Here is a 22,517-nt window from a genome sequence, read left to right on the forward strand (position 1 = left end):
TTACCTGATTCGTAACATCGGCATATCCAACCATGAGAATATCAACTATAGTCTTCATTATTGCCCCTCTCCTTAGCTTTACATTTTTGGGACCTCAAAATTCATACGCCCAGTCAGCAAAAGCACCTCAAAAACGAAAAGATGTAAAAGCTCCGGTTGATACCTCCTGGAATAAATTATCAGCAGGTGACAGGATGTTTGTGAACAGTCAATTGTTTAATCCAGCCGGGCAAACCCTGGATTTACCCAAAGGTACCCGGATATTGAACATTGAATTGGCTCGTCAAAAAAAGTTTCTGGTTTCAAAAAGCAATAAAGGATTAACCGTTATTAGTGCCGACAGTTTTAAGGTTGTTAACCAGTTCGAGTATGAAAAAGGCGAATCGGGCTCGATGTATGGGCTTGCCATTGGCAGCAACGACTCTACGGTATATTTTACCGGCGCGCAAAGAAACTTGTATATAGGAAAAATTCGCCCGTCGGGTGTATTTAAACTTACTAAAGAGATTGATCTTTCAATTGATAAAAAGCCAACAACACCTTTAGGTATTGGGTTGGTTGGCAGCAATATCGCCTATATAGCGCTTGCTATCCCTAACCAGGTGGCAGTTGTGGACATGGACAAAGGCAAAATATTAAACAAAATACCGGTTGGCGTTTGCCCTTACGCAATTGTTGTAAGTAAGGACAAAAGATTTGCGTTCGTCAGCAATTTCGGTGGCCCAAATGCTAAAAAAGGGGACAGAACGGAGGAATCTGCAGGTACAAAGGTAGCTGTGGATGATTATTCTATAGCCCTGCGCGGCTCTGTTTCTGTAATTGATATTCAATCAAGAAAAGTAGTTCACGAAATCGCTACCCGCATACATCCCGAATCGATGGTTTTGTCGCCCGATGGAAATTTGCTTTACGTAAGTGATGAAAGCGGCGACGGCATAAGCGTAGTAGATGCGAAAACCTTTAAAGTTGTGCAAACAATCAGTACCAAACCAGATCCCGCGCTTCCATACGGAAGCCTGACGACTGGATTATCGTTCAGTCCGGACGGTAAGGTCTTATACGCAGCTAACGCGGGTAACAACTCAATCGCGCTTATCAACCCCAAACAACCGCAAAAAGGCCCTTACGGTTTTGTTGCGGCAGGCGGCTTTCCGGGGGCAGTTTGCGCTACAGAAGATCATTTATTCATCGGAAATGTAACTCCGCTTAAACAGGGTTCACTACAAAAGGCTGTACTGCCCACCAATAAAGAACAGTTAGCTAAATACACAGCAGACGCAGAAAAAGGGTTCCATTTTATAGAAATGTTAAGGGCACAGGCCGAGGCGAATTTAAACGCAAAGCCCCAGCCTGTTCCATCAAACGTTGGAGAGCCTTCTTCCATAAAACATGTTGTTTACATCATCAGGGAAAATAAAAAATTCGATCAGGAATTGGGTGATTTTGGGAAAGGGAATTGCGACCCTAAACTTGTTGAATATTCAAAACAGGTAACGCCAAACGCGCACAGCCTTGCCGACCAGTTTGTTTTATTGGATAATTATTATTGCAATGGCATTAACTCAAGCGATGGGCATCAATGGGCAACTCAGGGCATTTCGACACCTTACCATGAAAAAGATTTTTCGGCTGGCCATTGTGCCTATGATTTTGGCACCGACCCGCTGTGTTACGCCGGCTGCGGTTTTATCTGGGATCATTTGCTGCGCAAAGGCATTTCATTCCGCAATTTTGGAGAGCTGGATTTTGCTGAAGTAACAAACGGTAAAACCTGGACAGATTTGTATAACGGCTGGAAAAACAAAAGTGATTCTATCTTTTACAAATGCGGATACCAGGTAAAAAGCCTTGAAAAATACAGCGATTTAAGGTTCCCCGGCTGGAATTTAACCATTCCGGAAGGGATAAGAACGGATGTTTTCATCAAAGCGCTACAGGAATATGAGGCTAAAGGCAGTTTTCCTGACTTTACCATTATTTATTTATCAAACGATCATACCAGTGGCTACGCCGAAAACCTGCCTACTCCCCGTGCCTACGTAGCCGATAATGACCTGGCAACCGGCAGGGTAATTGAGGCCCTTTCAAAAAGTTCTTTTTGGAAAGATATGGCCATATTTATTAATGAAGATGACCCGCAAAGTGGCACCGATCATGTGGATGGGCATAGGTCGGTTTGTTTTATAGCCGGCCCTTATGTTAAGCGCAATACTATCGTCAGTAAATTTTATAACCAGGCATCGGTACTCCATACCATTTGTCAGATCTTTGGCGTGCAGCCCATGAACCAGCTGGTAGCAATGGCACCTTTAATGACCGACTGTTTCAAGGCCAACCCGGATTATCAGGGCTATGCTTCATTAACACCTGCTATTGCCGTAAATGAAATGAACCCGCCAAAGAAAAAGATGACCAGTAAAACCATGATAAAGCTGGCCCCTTTAACACAAAAGCTGGATTTTTCTAAACCAGACCTTAATGATAAGGATGCCTTGCTGTTCAGTGAATATTTATGGTCAACCATTCACGGTGATATACCTTTTCCAAAGGCCTATTTCGGGGCACACGGAAAAGGCTTAAAAGCATTGGGATTGAAAGCTGATCCTCAATTTAAGGACGACGACGATTAAGTATCGAGGCAAATATTTCAAAGATTGCGCTGTTATAAAGGCTGCATTGTTAAAATATCTTATCTTGACATTTTAGTTTTAGATAGATACTATGCCTCCTAAAATTTTGTTATTGCTGTTTATATTTTTCTTTCCGGCGGTAGTTTACAGTCAGATCTCTCCCGTACAGTTAAGGTTTGAAAACGGTCAGATAAAAAGTAGTTTTAAAAGCCCCAATGGCGAAAAAGGTTTTATACTGGATGCTGTTATACCCTCTACCAATCAAAGCCCTGCCCAATTACTGTCTTCAGATAGTACAGGAATGGTTGTCAGAAAGCACATTGAAAACTTTAAAAACAGCTGTGATTTAATCAGCACGGTAAAAAGGACAACCTACGGCTTACAATGGGATATTGAGATCACCGCGAAAGACACTGATAGCTGGACAGCCCCTATCGAAACTTCATTACAATGGATGCGGCAAGATTCGGCGTTGTTTTGGACCACCTGGGCAGATAATCACACCGATCCCGAAACAAATACCTGGCATGATCCATTTACATCCGCGCATTTTCAGGACCTGGCATTAACATATGGCGGCCAAACACACCTTTCGCCTAATGCTTTTGTGATACCTATTGCCAGCACTTTTTTTAATCAGGATAACATTGGGTTAAGTTTCCTCCAATCTCTGGATGATACCATCCTTGATCTGGAAATGCGTACCACCGCCGATGGAAAAATAGCTTACCGTCATATTAACCATCGGATAAATTCAAAACACAGCATTCACATCCGTCATCAAATTGTTTTGCACGAAGCCGATTGGCGCGATGGTATAGCCTGGATGGCAAAAACCTATAAAGCTTATTTTTTACCCGAGGAGCCAATAGTAAATAACATTGCCGGCTGTGCTGCATATTCATCATACGAAGGCGAATTAGACACCGCTAAATATCATAAAATGGCCTTTAGTTTAAATTGGAAGGCCTCGCTTGATTTTCCTTACATGGGTATGTTTATCCCCCCGGTTAAAAGCAAAGACGAAAAATGGGTAAAATACAAACAGAGAGGCGTGCAGGTGGATGATGGCTATACCACTATAAACCGGCTGAACAAATACTCGGAGCACTTAAATCAACTCGGCTTCCACACCATTAGCTATTTCAATGTAAATGAATTTGGCAATGGCATAGTTTACCCTTATAAAACCGCGGCTGTTGCTGGTGATTCGCTTTGGAAAAGCCCAAATAACTTTGTTTATACCAAGCTAAAACGGGCTTTTTTGAAGCCGGCAGGTTTGCTACCCGATTGGGACGACCGACCGATATTTTCAAACTGGGAGGATTGTATAGTACTCGATCCGGCTGATTCAGCATATAAGTCTTTTTTACTAAACCAGGCTTCGTTGCATATAAAAAACATTCCTGCCTCGTCGGGCATATGTATTGACAGGCTCGACTGGATGCGGTTTTATAACGCCAATGGCGACGACCATATCAGCATGATAGACCGCCAAAAAACACAATCGTTGTTAATATCCTGGAAAAATTTGATGGATCCCTTAAGCCGGGTCATGCATAACGCGCATAAAGTTATTTTTTGTAATCCGCTTGACCGGCGCATAGATCTAATGGCACATATCGACGGCGTTTACGATGAGTTTGGTTACATGGCATCCAGCTTAAACCTCTGCGCGCAAATGGCATTTTTTAAACCGATCATAGCCTGGACCGCGTCAAAAGAAAACCTGATGCCCGACCCCGATGCCTATTTTCAGCGTCATTTATACCTCGGCGCTTTCCTTACAGCCCCATATCCAGGCAATGATCATTGCATAGAACCCGATGCATGGGCCGAAAAATATTACTTAGATTATGGCCCCCTGCTATCAGCAATAAAAGGGCGCGAGTGGCTTCTTGTCCCGCATATAGTACAAGTAATTAACGGACCGGCAAAGGCTAACGCTTTTAAAGCAAATGGCAAAGTGATTATACCGGTAGTGTTCGGCGGCAGTACAAGCAAAGTACCAGTTATGCTCAGGCTGCCGTTTGCTGAGTTAAACAAGAGAAAGCTTCAAATAAAAGTGTTATACCTCGGCGAAACTAAATGGAAGCTGCTCAAAAACGTAACATATGCCCAAACCTTGAACTTAAATGTACCTGTGAAAAGAGGCTGCGGACTTATAAGTATTAATTAGAATACCAAGCCTGGTGGCATTGGGGAATTTACACCAATGTGTTAAACTTTGATTTCAAATGATTTTGAGCTTGTTTCTGAAATTCATCAGGTGTTTGCCCGGTTTGCTTCTTAAAGAAACGGCTGAAATAAGGACGGTCTGAAAAGCCCAGTTCAAATGAGATCTCTTTGATGGTTTGTTCACTATGAATGATAAGTCTTTTAGCTTCCAGTATTATCCTGTCGTGAATGATCTGGGTACCCGTTTTGTTCAGCTTATCTTTTAAGATCTGGTTCAATCTTTTTGAGCTCACGCCAAGCTTCCCGGCATAGAAATCGATATTACGAACTTCAATATAGTTACTTTCCAAAAGCATCAGAAATTCATAAACCCTTTTCTGGTGAATATCATGGCCGGTAAACTCTTGTTCCTTAACCTTGATCAGTTTTAATAAAAATACCCTGAGTAATGCTTTCAAAATAACTAACTCGGTGTTTGGTTTCTGGTATTCTTCCGTTAGCAAATTGTACACACCACTTAACCCATCAGCAGCCTCCCTATCCAACCTCAAACAGGAAAACTCACCCTGAACGTTGAATATCTTGAAGATATCCAACAAAAACTCCTTATCCTCATCGTCTATCAGTTCCCGTTTAAATGATAATAGTTCGCCGTTTTTACCTGCCTTATTTAGCTGATGTACGCGATATGGCGGTATCAGATAAATCCAATCGCCTTTTACATCAAAGTCTGCAGTGTTTAAAGCGTGTAAAGGATCTTCGTTTTTGAGCCAAACAATTTCAAAAAAATCTTTCCGGCCGGGATCGTTCAGATAGCTTGGCGGGCAATTGTTTAGATTTCTGATATAGATCATCGCGCTTTCGAGGCGTGTTTCCTGGGCTATTGGCGTCATGCCGTAAAGGTAAGGACTTCAAAAATAGTGTATTGGACGATCAGGTAATTATGGTGGACTATTCGGAAATACATCCGACAGATATGTCTATTTATGACTTTTAATTGAGGAAATTTCCTGATAGTCCACCCTATTAAGCTCATTGTGTAACGATAACCTGTAATGGCCGGAATAGATTTGCTGCCGATTTAAAAAGGATGCGAATGGATTTAATTGATCAAAAAAGCGAAGCAATAGCTAAGGATATTCAAAATAATCTGACACAGATACTTCAGGAACATACTGCCTTGTCCCAAAAGATGGATTTCAGTCCATTCATCAAACTCATTAACGATATCATTAAAGCGGATGCAATTTTTCTTATCGCTTCAGGTCGTTCGGGCTTCGCGATGCGGGCTATAGCCATGCGTTTAATGCACCTGGGCTTTCAAGTATATTTTGTTGGTGAAACCATAACGCCGGCTATAAAAGCGGGCGATGTCCTTTGGGCCGCATCTGGGTCGGGTACTACCGGGACTATCGTGAAAGCCGCTGAAAAAGCAAAACAGGTTGGTGCGAAAGTAATCGCTTTTACTACGAATGAAGCATCAACGCTGGCCAGACTCGCAAATACGCATATCCTCGTCCCGGCGGCGGAAAAGCAGGATCATGGTGGCAGCAAATCCATGCAGTACGCGGGGAGTCTTTTTGAGCAAGCCGTCCTTCTGATTGGTGACGCGATATTCATGGAACTCTGGAAAATTAACGGCACTCCTGCCGAAGAACTATGGAAACGCCACGCGAACATGGAATAATTATTAACCCATAAATAAATTTAAAACTCAAATAAAAATGGCAAAATTACAAGTAGCAATAGACTTATTGACCACAGAAGACGCATTGGCACTGGCCGCTAAAGTTGCCCCTTATGTAGATATTATAGAACTGGGTACTCCCCTAATCAAAAACATGGGCTCGGGCGTGATAACGGCAATGAAAAACGCACATCCCGACAAACTGGTGTTTGCAGACCTTAAAACAGCCGATGCCGGTGAACTTGAAGCGGATATTGCATTTAAAGCAGGTGCTGATTTAGTGACCGTTATGGGTGCCGCTGGAAACGCGACGATTATTGGTGCCGTTAAAGCCGCGAAAGCCCACGGCAAAGGTGTTGTGGTGGATACAATTGGTTATCCTGACCGAGTAAAACGTGCACGTGAAGTGACTGATCTTGGGGTTGATTTCGTGGAACTGCATGCCGGGCTGGATGAGCAATGGACAGCCGGTTACTCTATCCAGGTATTAATTGATGAAGCGGCAAGGGCCGGCGTTCCGGTTTCTATCGCGGGTGGTGTAAACCTGAGCAATGTTACCGAGGTTATTAAATCCGGTGCCCAGGTAGCTGTAGCAGGCGCCGCAATTTATGGAGCCGAAGATCCTGCCGCCGCCGCTAAGGCGCTTCGTGAAGCGGTTGACGCGGCCTAAACGATTATCCTTATTAAACAAAAAGCACACTATTTTGGTGTGCTTTTTTGTTTGAGAACAGGAGACTCTCGCCGTAAAACCCTTTAACCTAAACCAACTTGCTGATTATCCCAGGCGCGATTTTCTGCCGCGGTCCGGGCAAACTCCCGGAAATCTTTAGGTGCACGACCTAATGCTTCCTGAACGCCATTGGTAACACTGGCATTGCGACCATCCAGTACATTACCAAATAGATAGGCCATCAATTCAATAACTTCCTCAGGTAGCTGATAACCTTTCAACTCGGCGAGATAATCCTGTAACGGGATATCTATATAGGTAATCTGTTTGCCTGTCGCGGCTGCAATTTCCTGTACTGCTTCGGCAAAGGTGAGCAAGTTTGGGCCGGTAACTTCATATATCCGGTTTTGATGGCCAGTCTCGGTAAACGCCGCTACCACCACGTCGGCTATATCATCGGCATCAATAAAAGGCTCACGTATGCCCCCAGTTGGTAGAGCTAACATGCCGCCCCCAATAAATTCAGCAAGATAACCTTCATTAAAATTCTGGTTGAACCAACTTGCCCTCACAATAGTGTATGGGATACCGCTTTGGATAACTACTTCCTCACAACGCTTAGCTTCGGGCTCGCCACGGCCAGATAACAATACCACTTTGCTAACACCGGCAGTTTCGGCTTCCGTTATAAATAATCTGATAGCCGCATCGGCGCCGGGAACGGCCAAATCAGGCTGAAACGATATATATACATCTGTTATCCCTTTAAGCGCGATGGGCCAGGTTTCCCGTTTTTCCCAGTCAAAGGCGGGCATCGCGTTACGTGAACCCCGGCGTACTTGTATGTTTAAATTTTCAAGGCGGCTAACAATACGGCTACCGGTTTTTCCATTGGCACCCAGTACCAATATGTTTTTTTCATTGTTTTTCATAACTGTTGTTTTTTATCAAAACTATGGCAGCTATGAACCTGGAAATAGAATAAAACCGTCAAATGTTAACCTGCAAGCGACGTGAAGTTTTCGGCCACATCATTAGCCTGTTTATAATATTGGCGTGGTGATAGACCTGCAAATTCTTTAAATGCGCGGATTAGGTGCGATTGATCCGAATAATAATTTTGATATGCTATATCGGCAAGTTTATCAAAATCGTTGCTGTTAAGTTGCTTTAATGAAGCCTGAAAACTACAGATCCTTGCAAACAGTTTTGGCGACAGGCCGATGTGCTGTTTAAACTTCCGTTCGAAAGTGCGTTCAGATAGGTATAGTTCTTTTTGAAGTTGCTGTATAGAGAGATTACCTTCTGATGTAAGGATCCGGTTAACAGCGTAGCCAATACCGGGTTCGCCCTCGCGTTTTCTGGCATTTAAATGAGCGAGCAGGTAATTACTGATCTGTTGTATTTTAACTTCTGCCGATGGCGCGTTTGCCAGTTGTTCGGCAAGCTTGTCCAATTCAAGGCAGGTATCAGTTAACTCATGGGCATCCAGGCCAAAAACACGAAATAAGGCACTGGGTTGCAGGCAAACACCAACATTTTCAAAGTTTCCCTTTAAATGCATATCGGCGTGTTTGGTGGCCTGGCCAAACAAAAATGCAGAGGGTAATATTCTTTCGTCCTTACTAAAATAACCACTATTGTTATCCTGAAAGAGGATACCCGGACAACCATCGGCTATAATCCTGAACGAACGGGCATCACTTGCATCAACAACGTCGTCATTAATGGTATAATAATACCTTACAAAAGGCTTTAATACATCGGCAGGCAGGAAAGTATTCAGCTTCATTTTTATAAAGTTATTTTGTTTTGATGATCTAAACCACTGGTTGTTACAAAACTACCAGGCCGAAAGTTGACGGATTTGTTCTATTTTAAAAATGCCGGTGTTTAAATTTTTGCTTCAAACAAAACATGAAATGAAAACATTAAAAACACCCATAATTATTGCATTGATGTTTACACCATTAATGCCCTTCGCACAATCCAACCCAATCGCAGATGGTAAAACTCTTTTTCAAAAACGCTGTAAAATGTGCCATGGCAGAGATGGCACCCGGGGATTTCTTGGCGCCGCCAATTTACAGCTAAGTAAACTTGACGAGCAGGCCCTGGTGAACGTGATAACCAATGGGCGAAAGATAATGCCATCCTGGCGCACTACATTTACACCGGAGCAAATTGCTAAGATAGCTACTTACGTTAAAACGCTAAGGATTGAACAAACGAAGGTTGTTGCCGGGAGATAGAAGTAATTTGAACAGATGAGTTTTTTATAGATAGTGAACAGCCACTTGTTGGAATGCCGAACTCCTGATCCAATTATTAAGCTACCTTTAGTTCAAACAAGGACCTGTCTCACAATCAATTGATTATTAGCTATATTATATAATTTCATCTATTTTAAATATTGTTAGGGTCACTCCTCCATCTCAACCACACAGCAATCACGATTCGAGGTTTTAAGCTTCTCCCGGGCACTTATTTTCATACCAGTTAATAAATGATTTGCATGTTAATATTTAATTGCTTTACCTTTATGCCAACTTTAGGGGTGTCCTGACGGACTGAGATAATACCCTTTGAACCTGATCCGGGTAATGCTGGCGAAGGGAAAAGTGACGACAATGCTATTCGTGTTGTTTTTCTTTCCTTGTACGGGTACATTCCTATTGTTGATTTTTTTTAATGCAACGTAATGGAAGTAACCGTTAATCAACAACATTTTATTGTGCCTGATAATTGCAATGTGCAGGCTTTGCTCGTTGATGTTTTACAGCATCCGCACCAGGGGCTTGCCATCGCAATCAACGAAGCTATTATTCCCAAAACCCAATGGGAAAGCTGCATGCTCAACGCAGGCGATAAAATCATCATCATCAAAGCAACCCAGGGAGGATAAACAACAAATAGCCTTTATGAAAACAGAAAAAACACCCACCGCGCAAGCAATCACCCAAACACCGTTTCCGGCATCGCGAAAAATATACGTTAAAGGGCAATTGCATGATATCAAAGTAGCCATGCGTGAAATAAGCCTGAGCGACACCAAATTACATGGCCGTTTTGGCGAAACCGAGCCCAATGCACCGGTAACAGTTTATGACACCAGTGGTCCTTATACCGACCCTAACCAACAAATTGACGTTAAAAAAGGGTTACCCCGTTTGCGTGAAGAATGGATTACTTCACGTGGCGATGTTGACCAATTGGAAGGTATATCATCAGCATACGGTCGTGAACGTTTACACGATGCCGGTCTGGACCACTTACGTTTTGCTTATCACAGCAAACCATTGCGTGCCAAAACGGGCATGAATGTGTCCCAATTGCATTACGCTAAAAAGGGCATTATCACGCCCGAAATGGAATATATCGCCATACGTGAAAACCAGCGTATCGACCTGTTAAAAGAACAACTGACCGGACAATATGATGTAATGAGCCAGCAACACCAGGGCCATAGCTTTGGCGCCAATACGCCTAAAGGTTACATTACTCCCGACTTTGTAAGGCAAGAGGTTGCCGCTGGCCGTGCAGTTATCCCATCAAACATTAATCACCCCGAAAGCGAACCGATGATCATCGGGCGTAATTTTTTGGTTAAGATCAATGCTAACATTGGCAACTCGGCGGTTACCTCAAGTATTGAAGAAGAAGTGGAAAAAGCTGTTTGGGCATGCCGTTGGGGTGCAGATACCATTATGGACCTCTCGACCGGCAAAAACATCCACGAAACCCGTGAATGGATCATCCGCAATACACCTGTGCCGATAGGCACCGTTCCTATTTATCAGGCACTTGAAAAAGTGAATGGCAAAGCCGAAGACCTGACCTGGGAGCTTTTCCGGGACACGTTGGTAGAACAAGCCGAGCAGGGTGTTGACTATTTCACTATCCATGCGGGCGTTTTGCTGCGCTACGTGCCCTTAACCGCCAAGCGCATTACAGGCATTGTATCGCGCGGAGGCTCGATCATGGCTAAATGGTGCCTGGCACATCATAAAGAAAACTTCCTTTACACGCATTTTGAAGAGATATGCGAGATCATGAAAGCTTATGATGTTGCTTTCTCCTTAGGTGATGGTTTGCGTCCCGGCTGTATTGCTGATGCCAACGATGCCGCGCAGTTTGGCGAACTGGAAACTCTGGGCGAGCTAACCAAAATAGCCTGGAAGCACGATGTACAAACCATTATTGAAGGCCCAGGCCACGTGCCTATGCATCTCATTAAAGAGAACATGGAGAAGCAACTGAAACATTGTTCGGAAGCACCATTTTACACTTTGGGGCCATTAACAACAGATATCGCTCCGGGCTACGATCATATTACGTCGGCTATCGGCGCTGCCATGATTGGCTGGTTTGGTACGGCAATGTTATGCTATGTTACACCCAAAGAACATTTGGGTTTGCCCAACAAAAAGGATGTTAAGGATGGCGTTATCACCTACAAAATTGCTGCCCACGCGGCCGATTTAGCCAAGGGCCATCCAGGCGCGCAGTACCGTGATAATGCGTTAAGCAAAGCACGGTTTGAGTTCAGGTGGGAAGATCAGTTTAACCTATCGTTGGATCCGGATACTGCTAAAGAGTTTCATGATGAAACCTTGCCTGCCGAGGGTGCCAAGATCGCGCACTTTTGCTCGATGTGCGGACCAAATTTCTGCTCAATGAAAATAACACAGGATGTGCGCGACTTTGCCAAAGAGAATGGTGTTGAAGAAGTTGATGCATTAGCAAAGGGTATGGAGCAAAAATCAAGAGAATTTGCCGAAAAAGGCAGCGAAATATACCTGTAATGGAACTGATCGTGATATCGGCCCCTGATGTGGTGGCAAATGAAGCACCAATCATTAACCGCCTGTTTGGGGCCGGATTACAACGTTTACATCTGCGCAAACCAGCTTGGGATATTGGCCGGTGCATCGATCTTATTACTCAAATTGATCGGGCATACCATCATGCTATTGTTTGTCATCAGCACCATCAGCTGATCAAAATTTTTGAAATGGATTATTTGCATTATACCGAAAATGACCGCATCAAAAGCGATCAATCGAAATTAAGCTCGCTGGTTAACGACGGCTACCGGTTGAGCACCTCGATACATGATATTGGCGCAATTCCCGGATTACAACGCTTTGAATATGCTTTTTTAAGCCCGGTATTTAGTAGCATATCCAAGCCTGGTTATCGAAGCATTTTGCCTGCAGATTTTTGTCTGGATAAAAGTATGCCCTCGCCAAAAGTTTTCGCCCTCGGGGGCATAGATGAGTCCAATCTCGAACAGATAAAAAATATGAATTTCGACGGAGCGGCTGTATTGGGCGCTATCTGGCAAGATCCGCAACATGCCGTTTCAAATTTTATCAACATTAAAAAAGTAACCGAACAATTAAATTCATGATCGATAAATTACATTATATCTCTCAACAATCTCAAAATGGCACACACCTTAGCGCTATCAAAGCCGCTTTGGATGCGGGTTGTAAATGGATCCAGCTGAGGGTTAAAGATCAGCCCGAAGATATCATCCTGCAATACGCCGTTGAAGCCGTTAAGCTTTGCGATGAGTATGGCGCCAAATTAATAGTGAACGACCACCCCGAAATTGCACTAAAAGCGGGCGCGCACGGGTTGCACCTCGGCTTGCAGGATATGCACATACAACAGGCCCGTCAGATTGTTGGGCCGGATATGATTATTGGTGGCACGGCTAATACTTTTGAACATATACAACAGCGTGCAACCGATGGTGCCGACTATATCGGCCTTGGCCCCTACCGCTTTACAACTACCAAGGAAAAGCTGAGCCCTATTTTGGGCTTGCGGGGCTATTGGGATATCGTCGCTCAAATGCGTCTTGCAAAAATGAGTATCCCGGTAATCGCTATTGGTGGCATTGTGCCGGCCGATATCCCGCTGATCATACCAACCGGAATACACGGGGTAGCGTTATCCGGCGCCATCACCCAGGCCACAGATGTCAGGCAAATGGTTTCGGAATTATATCATCATTTAAATCAACCTTCGTTAAACGAAGCTTAAAAGTAACGCCTATGTTAACCATCGCTGATAAAACTTTTCAGTCGCGCTTATTTACAGGTACAGGCAAATTTAATTCGCCTGCCATGATGGAGGAGGCTTTGCTGGCCTCTGGCTCCGAACTGGTAACCGTTGCCCTGAAGCGTGTTGACGTAAAACATAACGACAACGACGATTTGTTGTTGCGTTTAAAATACCCGCATATCAATCTGCTGCCTAATACCTCGGGAGTACGCAATGCAAAAGAGGCTGTGTTTGCCGCCCAACTTGCCCGGGAAGCACTCGAAACCAACTGGATTAAGCTGGAAATACATCCCGATCCCAAATACCTGATGCCCGACCCGATTGAAACCCTAAAGGCTACCGAAGAACTGGCGAAAATGGGTTTTGTGGTGCTACCCTACATCCATGCCGATCCCGTGTTATGTAAAAGACTTGAGGATGCGGGTACCGCGGCTGTGATGCCTTTAGGTTCGCCCATTGGCAGTAATAAGGGACTTAAAACCATCGACTTTTTAGAGATCATTATCAGCCAAAGCAGTGTACCTGTTATTGTTGATGCGGGCATAGGTGCTCCATCAGATGCGGCCAAAGCGCTTGAGATAGGCGCCGACGCGATACTGGTAAATACCGCCATCGCGGTATCAAGTAACCCTGTGCAAATGGCCGAAGCGTTTAAACTGGCCGTTGAAGCCGGTCGCATGGCCTTTGAAGCCAAACTGGCGCAACCGGTATCACATGCTATGGCAAGTAGTCCACTAACTTCTTTTTTAGATGAGTAGTTTTAACGATATTTTTGAAACATATAACTGGGACGATACCAAGGCCAGCATCTACGCTAAAACCAGTGCCGATGTGGAGCGCGCCCTGGCCGCCGATAAAAGAACATTGGAAGATTTTAAGGCGCTGGTATCACCCGCGGCAGCTCCCTACCTGGAGCAAATGGCACAGATTAGCCAGCGTTTAACCTTAAAACGGTTCGGCAAGGTGCTGCAGATGTATGTGCCGCTTTATTTATCCAACGAATGTAGCAACATTTGTACCTATTGCGGCTTCAGCTACGATAATAAGGTGAAACGCAAAACGCTTTCGCCGATGGAAATTATGCAGGAAGTAGCCGTTATCAAGGAGATGGGCTACGAGCACGTTTTATTGGTAACCGGCGAGGACAATGTTAATGTGCATGTAGATTACTTTAAAAAAGTGCTCGAATTGATCAGGCCGCATTTTGCGCATATTTCAATGGAGGTACAGCCGATGGACCTTGAAGATTACCAGCAGCTTACACCCTATGGCCTTAACACCGTATTGGTATACCAGGAAACATATCATAAAGAAGATTATAAAAAGCATCATCCCAAAGGCAAAAAATCAAATTTTAAATACCGCGTTGAAACGCCCGACAGGTTGGGTCAGGCCGGGATTCATAAAATGGGGCTGGGCGTATTAATAGGTTTGGAAGACTGGCGTACTGATTGTTTTTTTACGGCGATGCACCTTAACTACCTCGAAAAAAAGTACTGGCAAACCAAATACAGTCTTTCGTTTCCACGATTGAGGCCCTTTAGCGGCGGTCTTGAACCAAAGGTGGAAATGAATGACCGTGAATTGGTGCAGCTGATCTGTGCTTACCGTTTGTTTAACGAAGAGGTTGAACTTTCGATATCCACCCGCGAATCTGCCAACTTCCGCAATAATATCATCAGGCTGGGTATTACTTCTATAAGCGCTGGTTCAAAAACTAATCCAGGTGGGTACGCGGTCGAGCCCGAATCGCTGGAGCAGTTCGAGATTTCCGACGAACGCAGTCCTGCCGAAATTGCAGCGATAATTGCCAAACAGGGTTATGAAGCGGTTTGGAAAGATTGGGATAGCTGTTTAACCTAATGATATGTTAGAGCGCGAAGAACTGAAACGATATAACCGGCAAATGATATTGCCGGAACTGGGTTTGCATGGACAGGAAAAATTAAAAGCTGCACGTGTGTTGATGATAGGTGCCGGCGGTTTAGGTTGCCCTATTTTGCAGTACCTTGCAGCGGCAGGTGCAGGCACCATTGGCATTGTGGACGATGACGTGGTTGACATCAGCAACCTGCACAGGCAAATATTATATTCTGCCGCTGATGTTGGCCAACCGAAGGCTTTGATAGCCAAACAAAAACTAAACCAGCTTAACCCTTTTGTGGAGCTGATAGCTTATACCGAAAGGATTATCCCGGCCAACGCACAACAACTGATAAGCAATTTTGATGTAGTAATAGATGGTTCTGATAATTTTACTACCCGCTACCTGGTAAACGATACCTGCGCCTCCCTCGGCAAACCGTTGGTATTTGGCTCGATATTTAAATTTGAGGGGCAGGTATCGGTATTTAATCATCTGGGCGGCCCCAACTATCGTGACATATTTCCCGAAGCGCCACCGGAAAATGAAGTACCCAACTGTGCCGAAATTGGCGTTATTGGTGTGCTACCCGGTATAATAGGTACTTATATGGCCAATGAGGCTGTTAAATTGATATGTGGCATGGGCGAGCTATTATCTGGTAAATTGCTAACCCTGAATGCGCTTGACAATAGCCTCAGTATTTTCAAAATAGCTACTACAGCACCACAGCTCCCGGTCAATAAGACTCTACCGATGGAAGGTAATAGAGTTATAAATGAAGTCGATGCCAACACCGTTATACAATGGCTAAGAGAAACACCCGACGAAATTTATCTGGTTGACGTACGTGAAGACTATGAATTTGACGATGAAAATATAGGCGGAGTAAATATCCCGCTTTATGAATTGGAAGAACACGTCGATAGTCTTCCACCTGATAAAAAACTGGTGTTCATCTGCCAGACCGGGCAACGCAGTAAAATTGCTGCTCAGCAAACCCGATCTTTTTCGGGCAGAGAGGCTTTCAGTTTAAAAGGTGGTATTAGTGCATTTAATTTTTAGAACGCGATTATGCAGTATTATCAATATTGTTCGGTATTAACCATTGCCGGCTCCGATAGCGGCGGCGGCGCAGGCATTCAGGCCGATCTGAAGACATTTGCCGCACTGGGGTGCTATGGCACCTCCGCCATTACAGCTATCACCGCGCAAAACACGCTGGGGGTAACTGATATCCATGTTGTTCCACCGGCAATGGTACAAAATCAGATTAGCGCGGTAATGAGCGATATCCGGCCTTCAGCGGTGAAGATCGGCATGCTGCCAAATGCCGAAACTGTACTGGCGGTAGCCAATACTTTAAAAAGTTACGAACCAGTACCCATCATCCTCGACCCTGTTATAAGTTCAAGTAGCGGAAAACAACTGGCAAATAACGAAGCGTTGCTTGCCATGAAGGAACTACTTTTCCCGGTGGTCACCCTACTCACGCCAAATCTGAATGAAACGGCCCAGCTAACCGGCAAACAGGTTGGCAATGTTGATGATATGATAGATGCAGCAAAAGCATTATTAAACTTAGGAAGCCGGGCTATCCTTGTAAAAGGTGGCCACTTAAACGGGGCTGAACTTTACAATGTATATGCTGATCAGCAAGGTAAAAGAGAAACTTTTGCATACCCTTTTATAAACTCCTTAAATACACATGGAACAGGTTGCACGCTGGCTTCGGCCATCGCGGCTTATGTAGCACGGGGGCAATCAATAACAGAAGCTATTGCTTCGGCCGGGGTTTACGTTAATATAGCCATCAAAGAAGGGCAGAATATAAAAACTGGCGAGGGTTGCGGACCGCTGAATCATTTCTTTAATCCCCGTAAGTTAGCAAAGCTCAATTTTTGAAAGTATATATCAGTTCCGATAATAGATTTAAATATAAAAAAGACATTCTTTAAAATACCGGGCAATCTTTAATTGATTCGCCAGAACCGGCTATTGCTCCGGGCTACCGTTCGCAAAATACTTTTTAGATATTTTTGTATCTTTAAAAAACTAATTGATTTTTAATGCGGGGTAGTACTCACGATAAGCTTGCTGTTGTTTGGTCAGAAAAAATTCAGGTGTTTGAAACAGCCTTTAACGAGTATTGGCACGAGCTTTACCGCCATGCTTACCGCAAAACCCAGGCCGAAGATGTTTCAAAAGATTTGGTACAGGAGGCTTTCATGGTGCTGTGGGATAACCTTGATAATTTGGGTACCCCGCAAGAAATCCGACCTTTTTTATATGGCACACTTCGCAATAAAACACTACGCGAGTTTGAAAAATCTGAAATCCATTTAAGATATACCCAATCGGCCATTAGTACCGATAGCCCGTTTGATCCATCGTCAGAAAACCTTTTATTAAACCAGGAATTAGAAGCAGTAATTGCCGGAGAGGTAACAAAAATGCCTGAACGCATGAAGGAGATTTACCTTTTAAAGAAAGAAGACAATTTTTCTATCCGTGAAATAGCCGAAAAATTAGGCATATCTGAGCAAACAGTAAAAAATCAATTGCAAAACGCTTATGGAAGGCTTCGTTTATGCCTTAAAGACTATAATTCGCCAATAGCAACTGTTGGTTTCATTGTTTACTACATACCTTTATTACTTCATCATTAATTTTTTTCAAATAAATTGTAAAATCGTATAGTACTTTTAGCTTTCCAAACGAATATGCATATAAACAACATATTGTGGAAGAGCAAAAGTTAAAAATATTGATTTCAAAGTATAATTCGGGTGCTGCAACACCCGAAGAACGCATGCTTATTGAAAATTGGTATGAATCCTTAAACGGTGCCGAACTTTCCAAAAGTGACCATGAGCTTGAAGAAATAAAGCAGGATACTTTTAGCAACCTGCAAACCTACATTGGCACTTTTAAACCGAACCAATACCCCGCCCAAAATAACAAGGTCATTTTGCTTACCTATGTAAAATGGATAGCGGCCGCTGTGCTGCTATCCATTAGCATTACCTTTTATTATTACAAGCAACATTCAATTGTACAGCAAAACAACGTAATAGCTAAAAATGACATCGCTCCGGGGGGCAATAAAGCCATCCTCACCCTGGCCGACGGCTCAAAACTTGTACTTGATGATACTAAAAACGGCAAACTGGCTACACAGGGAAAAACTATTGTTCAAAAAACCGGCAGCGGCATGCTGGCATACCTTTCATCTGCCCTCGGTTCTAACACTTCTGAAGTAACCTACAATACAGTTACCACTCCGCGGGGCGGTCAATACAATGTGGTTTTGCCCGATGGCACGCAGGTTTGGCTTAATGCGGCATCATCATTAAAATTCCCAACGACATTTACCGGCAAAGAACGTAGTGTTGAATTAATTGGCGAGGCTTATTTTGAAGTGGCAAAAAATAAGGCGATGCCATTTCACGTATCATCAGCAGGGCAAACTATTGAAGTACTGGGAACCCATTTTAACGTGAACACTTACAGCGATGAAACCGCACTTAAAACAACCCTATTTGAAGGATCGGTAAAGATTACCAAGGGTACCCTATCGGCCATGCTTAAACCTGGCCAGCAATCAACCATCAGCAATAACGAAACCGCTACAGCTATCAAAGTAACCGAGGTAACTGATATCGATGAAATAATGGCCTGGAAAAACGGCAAATTCCATTTTAACGATACCGACATCAAAACTGTTATGCGCCAAATTAGCCGTTGGTATGATGTGGACATTGAATACACGGGTAAATTACCTGATGATGATGTTTTTACCGGAACATTTCCGCGCAGCCTCACTGCTGCCAAAGCCTTAAAAATACTTGAATTTTCGGGTGTTAACTTTAAAATAGAAGGGAGAAAAATTATCGTAAAATAACTACTCCACAGGATATACACCAGGGTGGCGAGGCCACCAGTGCAATGGTAGCACAATAAAAAACCGGAAAGTGGTTGCAACACTGTCCGGCGATAGTTTGGGCCAACCTCATTTGACTTATCTGACTAAACAAACTTTACTGAAACCCAAAACCGTACAAAAGTATGCATTTTTCTGCTTCTTGTTTGCTGCGTATTACCCATACGCAACTAAAAAAATTACTATTGGTGATGAAGTTAACCACATTGCTTCTTTTAATTGGTTTCCTGCAGGTTAACGCCGCAGTTTATGGCCAGCGCATTAATTTAAATGCGAACAACATAAGCATGGAAACACTTTTCAAACAGCTTGAGAAACAAAGTGGTTATTCATTTTTTTACAAAGCCGGCGCTCTAAAAAATCTTCCTAAAATTGATGTGGAGATAAATGACGCTACCATCGACGAAGTACTTCAGAAATGCTTTAAGAACAAGCCGCTTGATTATCTTGTAGTGGATAAAAGCATTGTGATCAGGCGTAAAGATCTGCCGCAGATTACAATCACCCTACCTCAAAACAGGTTGATCAGCGGTAAAGTATTTGACGATAAAGGTAATCCCCTTCCCGGTGTTAATTTAAAACTAAAGAACGCACTAAACGTATGGATCACCAATGCAAAAGGCGAATTTACAGCATTGCTGATTGATCCTAAAGATGATGCCGTATTGCAGGTGAGCTATGTAGGCTACGCCACGCAGGAGTTCCTTATAAAAGATATTAAAAACCAGCTCATCGTTACGCTAAAACCAGACATCGGTAAACTGGACGAGATCCAGGTAATTGCCTATGGCCAAACAACCAAACGTTTTAATGTAGGCGATCAAACTACCATCACCGCCAAAGACATTGCTAAGTATCCTGTTACCAATGTATTGGAGGCGCTACAGGCCAGCGTACCCGGCATGAACATAGTTAAAACTACAGGCATGCCCGGTGGTGTGTATAGCGTGAAGATCAGGGGGCAAAATGGTATAAATAACGGCACCGGCACCGATCCTTTATATGTTGTTGATGGTGTGCCGTACCAGGGTGGCTATTACGATATGCAAAATAGCACTTTGGGAGGCTTGCCCGGCAAATCGGGAATTGGCGGCGACGCCCTCAGCTTTATCAACCCGCAGGATATTGAGAGCATTAACGTGCTCAAGGATGCAACTGCTACCTCAATATATGGATCACGTGCGGCAAACGGTGTTATTTTGATCACTACTAAAAAAGGGAAGGCCGGTAATGTCAAAATTGATTTGAATGTTTACCAGGGAACAAGCAAGGTTACACGGTTGCCTAATTTCCTAAACACTCAGCAGTATCTTGAAATGCGCCATGAAGCTTACAAAAATGATGGGCCATCCTTCGCTACCGCATATGACATTAATGGCACGTGGGACACTACAAGGTATACAAACTGGGCTAAAGAGTTAATAGGCGGAGCATCGCACACAACCAATGCGCAGGCAACAATATCAGGTGGAAATGCTAATACGCAATTCCTCATCAGCGGCAATTACAATACACAGTCAAACCTGATGAAGCTTGGCGGCTCATACCAGAATGCATCAGCCCACTTCAGTATCAATTCGGCAACAAGCGACAATAAATTTTCTGTTTCATTTACCGGAGGCTATCTCTACAACAACAACACAATCAAAAACGTCGACTTTACCAGTTCTGTTTCCTTATCGCCGGATGCACCTCCAATATACAACCCGGATGGCACACTCAATTTTCAAAACGGTACTTTTTATAATCCTTACACCTCAACTCAATTAATTAACAGCACTCCTGCAAGCAACCTGACAAGTAGTGCAATATTAAGCTACAGGCCGATTAAAGGATTGGAGATAAAACTAACCAGTGGCTATAACAGGCAGGAGATAAACGAGTTTCTGGGGTCGCCAACAACATCTTACGCGCCATTTCAAAATGTAACTACGGGGTCAAGCAGGTTTACAACTGATGTTAACTCCACCTGGAGCGTTGAACCTCAAGTAAACTATAGCCGAAAAATCAGTAAAGGTGATTTTACGGCAACCGTAGGTGCCAGCTTGCAGGAACAAACATCGGCATCAACTCAACTAACAGTAACAGGCTACACCAGTGATGCGCTGTTAAAAAGTATCTCGGCCGGAACAAAAATAACCACTACTATTCCTTACGGATATGACAAAAGCCGGTTTGCTGCCTTGTTCGGTCGATTAGGTTATATATGGGACGGAAAATACATTCTTGATGTAAGCGGCAGGTACGATGGCTCAAGTAAGTTTGGCCCCAACAGGCAGTACCATTTATTTGGCGCCGTAGGTGGTGGCTGGATTTTCTCTAAAGAAAAATTCTTTAAAAACGCCCTTTCTTTTATCGATCTTGGTAAACTTACAGCAAGCTATGGTATAACAGGGAATGATCAGATTGGATCATACCGCTTCCTGCAAAGCTATACTGCTGTAACCGCAGCTATTCCATACCAGGGTGTGCCGGGTTTATCGGCAGGAAGTCCGGCCAATCCAAACTTATCGTGGGAAACCACTAAAAAAGCCAAGTTAGGTATCGATCTGCATTTTCTTAACGAGCGTATCGAGTTTGAAGCCGACTACTACCGCAACCGTACCTCGGATGTACTGTACGGCTATCCTTTAAGTATTATTACCGGTTCAACATCCATTATATCAAATCTGCCGGCTCTTGTACAAAATAAGGGATGGGAACTTACCTTAAATACCATTAACGTAAGAAGCAATAGCTTTTCATGGTCAAGCACAGGTTTATTGACAATACCACGTACCGCGCTCATCAAATATCCAAGCCTTAACACTACCTCGTTTGCCAATGCTTATATATTGGGCATGCCAACCACCATACAAAGGGTTTACCGGTTTGCCGGCGTAAACACCCAAACGGGTATATATCAATTTTATGATAAGGACGGCAATATAACAGCAAACCCTGTTGCAGGTATTGATAATACAGCCATTATTAATACCGAGCCTAAATTTTATGGCTCGCTGCAAAACAGCTTTTCATATAATGGCTTTACGCTTGACTTTACTTTCAGGTTCATTAACCAGGTTGGCAAAAATGCTTTCGGCCAAAACGGCTTACTCCCTCCCGGACTTGGAGCAGAAAACGTTACTACCGATATGCTGGCCCGCTGGCAAAAACCTGGCGACGTTACCAATATTCAACGCTTCGGAACCAGTTTCGCGTTGCTGACGCCTCTTTCAAATGCTAAAAACAGTACTGCGGCATTTGGCGATGCTTCGTATATCCGCTTCCAGAACCTATCCCTAAGTTATTCATTCAAACAACATGTTTTAACAAGGCTGCACCTGCAAAACCTGAGGGTTTATGTACAAGGCGATAACCTGTTTACCGTTTCAAAATATGGCAACCTTGACCCGGAGAACCAAAGCGCCTACCGCCTTCCACCGTTAAGAACTATTACTGCAGGTTTACAAGTCACATTATAAAATTAT

19 protein-coding genes and 1 riboswitch are annotated in these 22,517 nt (G+C 43.7%); of the genes, 16 read left to right on the forward strand and 3 right to left on the reverse strand.

All coding sequences use genetic code 11. The features are described 5' to 3' along the window. Window positions 1-32 precede the first annotated feature (32 nt). A complete protein-coding gene (locus EAH55_RS25890) occupies window positions 33-2,630 on the forward strand; it encodes a bifunctional YncE family protein/alkaline phosphatase family protein (protein ID WP_121812203.1) in 2,598 nt (865 codons plus the stop codon). 91 nt (window positions 2,631-2,721) lie between these two features. Then, complete coding sequence (locus EAH55_RS25895; protein ID WP_121812204.1) at window positions 2,722-4,809, forward strand: hypothetical protein; 2,088 nt, start codon at window positions 2,722-2,724, stop codon at window positions 4,807-4,809. A gap of 28 nt (window positions 4,810-4,837) precedes the next feature. Here EAH55_RS25895 and EAH55_RS25900 read toward each other — a convergent pair whose 3' ends face one another. Beyond that, a complete protein-coding gene (locus tag EAH55_RS25900; protein ID WP_121812205.1) occupies window positions 4,838-5,701 on the reverse strand; it encodes a helix-turn-helix domain-containing protein in 864 nt (287 codons plus the stop codon). Between the two features lie 197 nt (window positions 5,702-5,898). Between EAH55_RS25900 and hxlB the strand changes: the two genes are divergently transcribed. Next, window positions 5,899-6,495 carry a 6-phospho-3-hexuloisomerase gene (gene hxlB / locus EAH55_RS25905; RefSeq protein ID WP_121812206.1) on the forward strand — a complete coding sequence of 199 codons (597 nt, stop codon included), beginning with the start codon at window positions 5,899-5,901 and terminating at the stop codon, window positions 6,493-6,495. A gap of 37 nt (window positions 6,496-6,532) precedes the next feature. Further along, entirely contained in the window at window positions 6,533-7,165 is a 633-nt protein-coding gene (gene hxlA, locus EAH55_RS25910; RefSeq protein WP_121812207.1) for a 3-hexulose-6-phosphate synthase, read from the forward strand. A gap of 83 nt (window positions 7,166-7,248) precedes the next feature. Here the strand turns inward: hxlA and EAH55_RS25915 are convergent, their stop codons facing one another. Continuing rightward, window positions 7,249-8,097 (reverse strand): NmrA family NAD(P)-binding protein, encoded by an 849-nt coding sequence (locus EAH55_RS25915; RefSeq protein ID WP_121812208.1) that lies wholly within the window; start codon window positions 8,095-8,097, stop codon window positions 7,249-7,251. 65 nt (window positions 8,098-8,162) lie between these two features. Continuing rightward, window positions 8,163-8,957: a helix-turn-helix transcriptional regulator gene (locus tag EAH55_RS25920; RefSeq protein ID WP_121812209.1), complete on the reverse strand. Its 795-nt coding sequence runs from the start codon at window positions 8,955-8,957 to the stop codon at window positions 8,163-8,165. Window positions 8,958-9,087: 130 nt separating this feature from the next. Between EAH55_RS25920 and EAH55_RS25925 the strand changes: the two genes are divergently transcribed. From EAH55_RS25925 to EAH55_RS25980, 12 genes are all read left to right on the forward strand, one after another. After that, a complete protein-coding gene (locus EAH55_RS25925; RefSeq protein WP_162997052.1) occupies window positions 9,088-9,417 on the forward strand; it encodes a c-type cytochrome in 330 nt (109 codons plus the stop codon). A 291-nt stretch (window positions 9,418-9,708) separates the two neighbouring features. Then, window positions 9,709-9,800, forward strand: a riboswitch (TPP riboswitch). Between the two features lie 66 nt (window positions 9,801-9,866). Then, window positions 9,867-10,070 (forward strand): sulfur carrier protein ThiS, encoded by a 204-nt coding sequence (gene thiS / locus EAH55_RS25930; protein WP_121812211.1) that lies wholly within the window; start codon window positions 9,867-9,869, stop codon window positions 10,068-10,070. Window positions 10,071-10,086: 16 nt separating this feature from the next. Continuing rightward, window positions 10,087-11,970 carry a phosphomethylpyrimidine synthase ThiC gene (gene thiC / locus EAH55_RS25935; RefSeq protein WP_121812212.1) on the forward strand — a complete coding sequence of 628 codons (1,884 nt, stop codon included), beginning with the start codon at window positions 10,087-10,089 and terminating at the stop codon, window positions 11,968-11,970. Continuing rightward, window positions 11,970-12,578: a thiamine phosphate synthase gene (locus EAH55_RS25940; protein ID WP_121812213.1), complete on the forward strand. Its 609-nt coding sequence runs from the start codon at window positions 11,970-11,972 to the stop codon at window positions 12,576-12,578. Before thiC ends, EAH55_RS25940 begins: the two co-directional genes overlap by 1 nt. Then, window positions 12,575-13,219: a thiamine phosphate synthase gene (locus tag EAH55_RS25945; RefSeq protein WP_121812214.1), complete on the forward strand. Its 645-nt coding sequence runs from the start codon at window positions 12,575-12,577 to the stop codon at window positions 13,217-13,219. The genes EAH55_RS25940 and EAH55_RS25945 overlap by 4 nt, the downstream gene beginning before the upstream one ends. 11 nt (window positions 13,220-13,230) lie before the next feature. Continuing rightward, entirely contained in the window at window positions 13,231-13,998 is a 768-nt protein-coding gene (locus EAH55_RS25950; RefSeq protein ID WP_121812215.1) for a thiazole synthase, read from the forward strand. Further along, window positions 13,991-15,103: a 2-iminoacetate synthase ThiH gene (gene thiH, locus EAH55_RS25955; RefSeq protein ID WP_121812216.1), complete on the forward strand. Its 1,113-nt coding sequence runs from the start codon at window positions 13,991-13,993 to the stop codon at window positions 15,101-15,103. The genes EAH55_RS25950 and thiH overlap by 8 nt, the downstream gene beginning before the upstream one ends. A gap of 4 nt (window positions 15,104-15,107) precedes the next feature. Continuing rightward, window positions 15,108-16,169 (forward strand): HesA/MoeB/ThiF family protein, encoded by a 1,062-nt coding sequence (gene moeB, locus EAH55_RS25960; RefSeq protein WP_121812217.1) that lies wholly within the window; start codon window positions 15,108-15,110, stop codon window positions 16,167-16,169. 9 nt (window positions 16,170-16,178) lie between these two features. Beyond that, window positions 16,179-17,009: a bifunctional hydroxymethylpyrimidine kinase/phosphomethylpyrimidine kinase gene (gene thiD, locus EAH55_RS25965; RefSeq protein WP_121812218.1), complete on the forward strand. Its 831-nt coding sequence runs from the start codon at window positions 16,179-16,181 to the stop codon at window positions 17,007-17,009. 164 nt (window positions 17,010-17,173) lie between these two features. Continuing rightward, window positions 17,174-17,773 carry an RNA polymerase sigma factor gene (locus tag EAH55_RS25970; protein ID WP_121812219.1) on the forward strand — a complete coding sequence of 200 codons (600 nt, stop codon included), beginning with the start codon at window positions 17,174-17,176 and terminating at the stop codon, window positions 17,771-17,773. 74 nt (window positions 17,774-17,847) lie between these two features. Continuing rightward, a complete protein-coding gene (locus EAH55_RS25975) occupies window positions 17,848-19,008 on the forward strand; it encodes a FecR family protein (protein WP_121812220.1) in 1,161 nt (386 codons plus the stop codon). A 230-nt stretch (window positions 19,009-19,238) separates the two neighbouring features. Continuing rightward, a complete protein-coding gene (locus tag EAH55_RS25980) occupies window positions 19,239-22,511 on the forward strand; it encodes a SusC/RagA family TonB-linked outer membrane protein (protein WP_162997053.1) in 3,273 nt (1,090 codons plus the stop codon). Window positions 22,512-22,517: the final 6 nt, after the last annotated feature.

It is taken from the genome of Mucilaginibacter kameinonensis, assembly GCF_003675385.1.
Lineage (GTDB): Bacteria > Bacteroidota > Bacteroidia > Sphingobacteriales > Sphingobacteriaceae > Mucilaginibacter > Mucilaginibacter kameinonensis.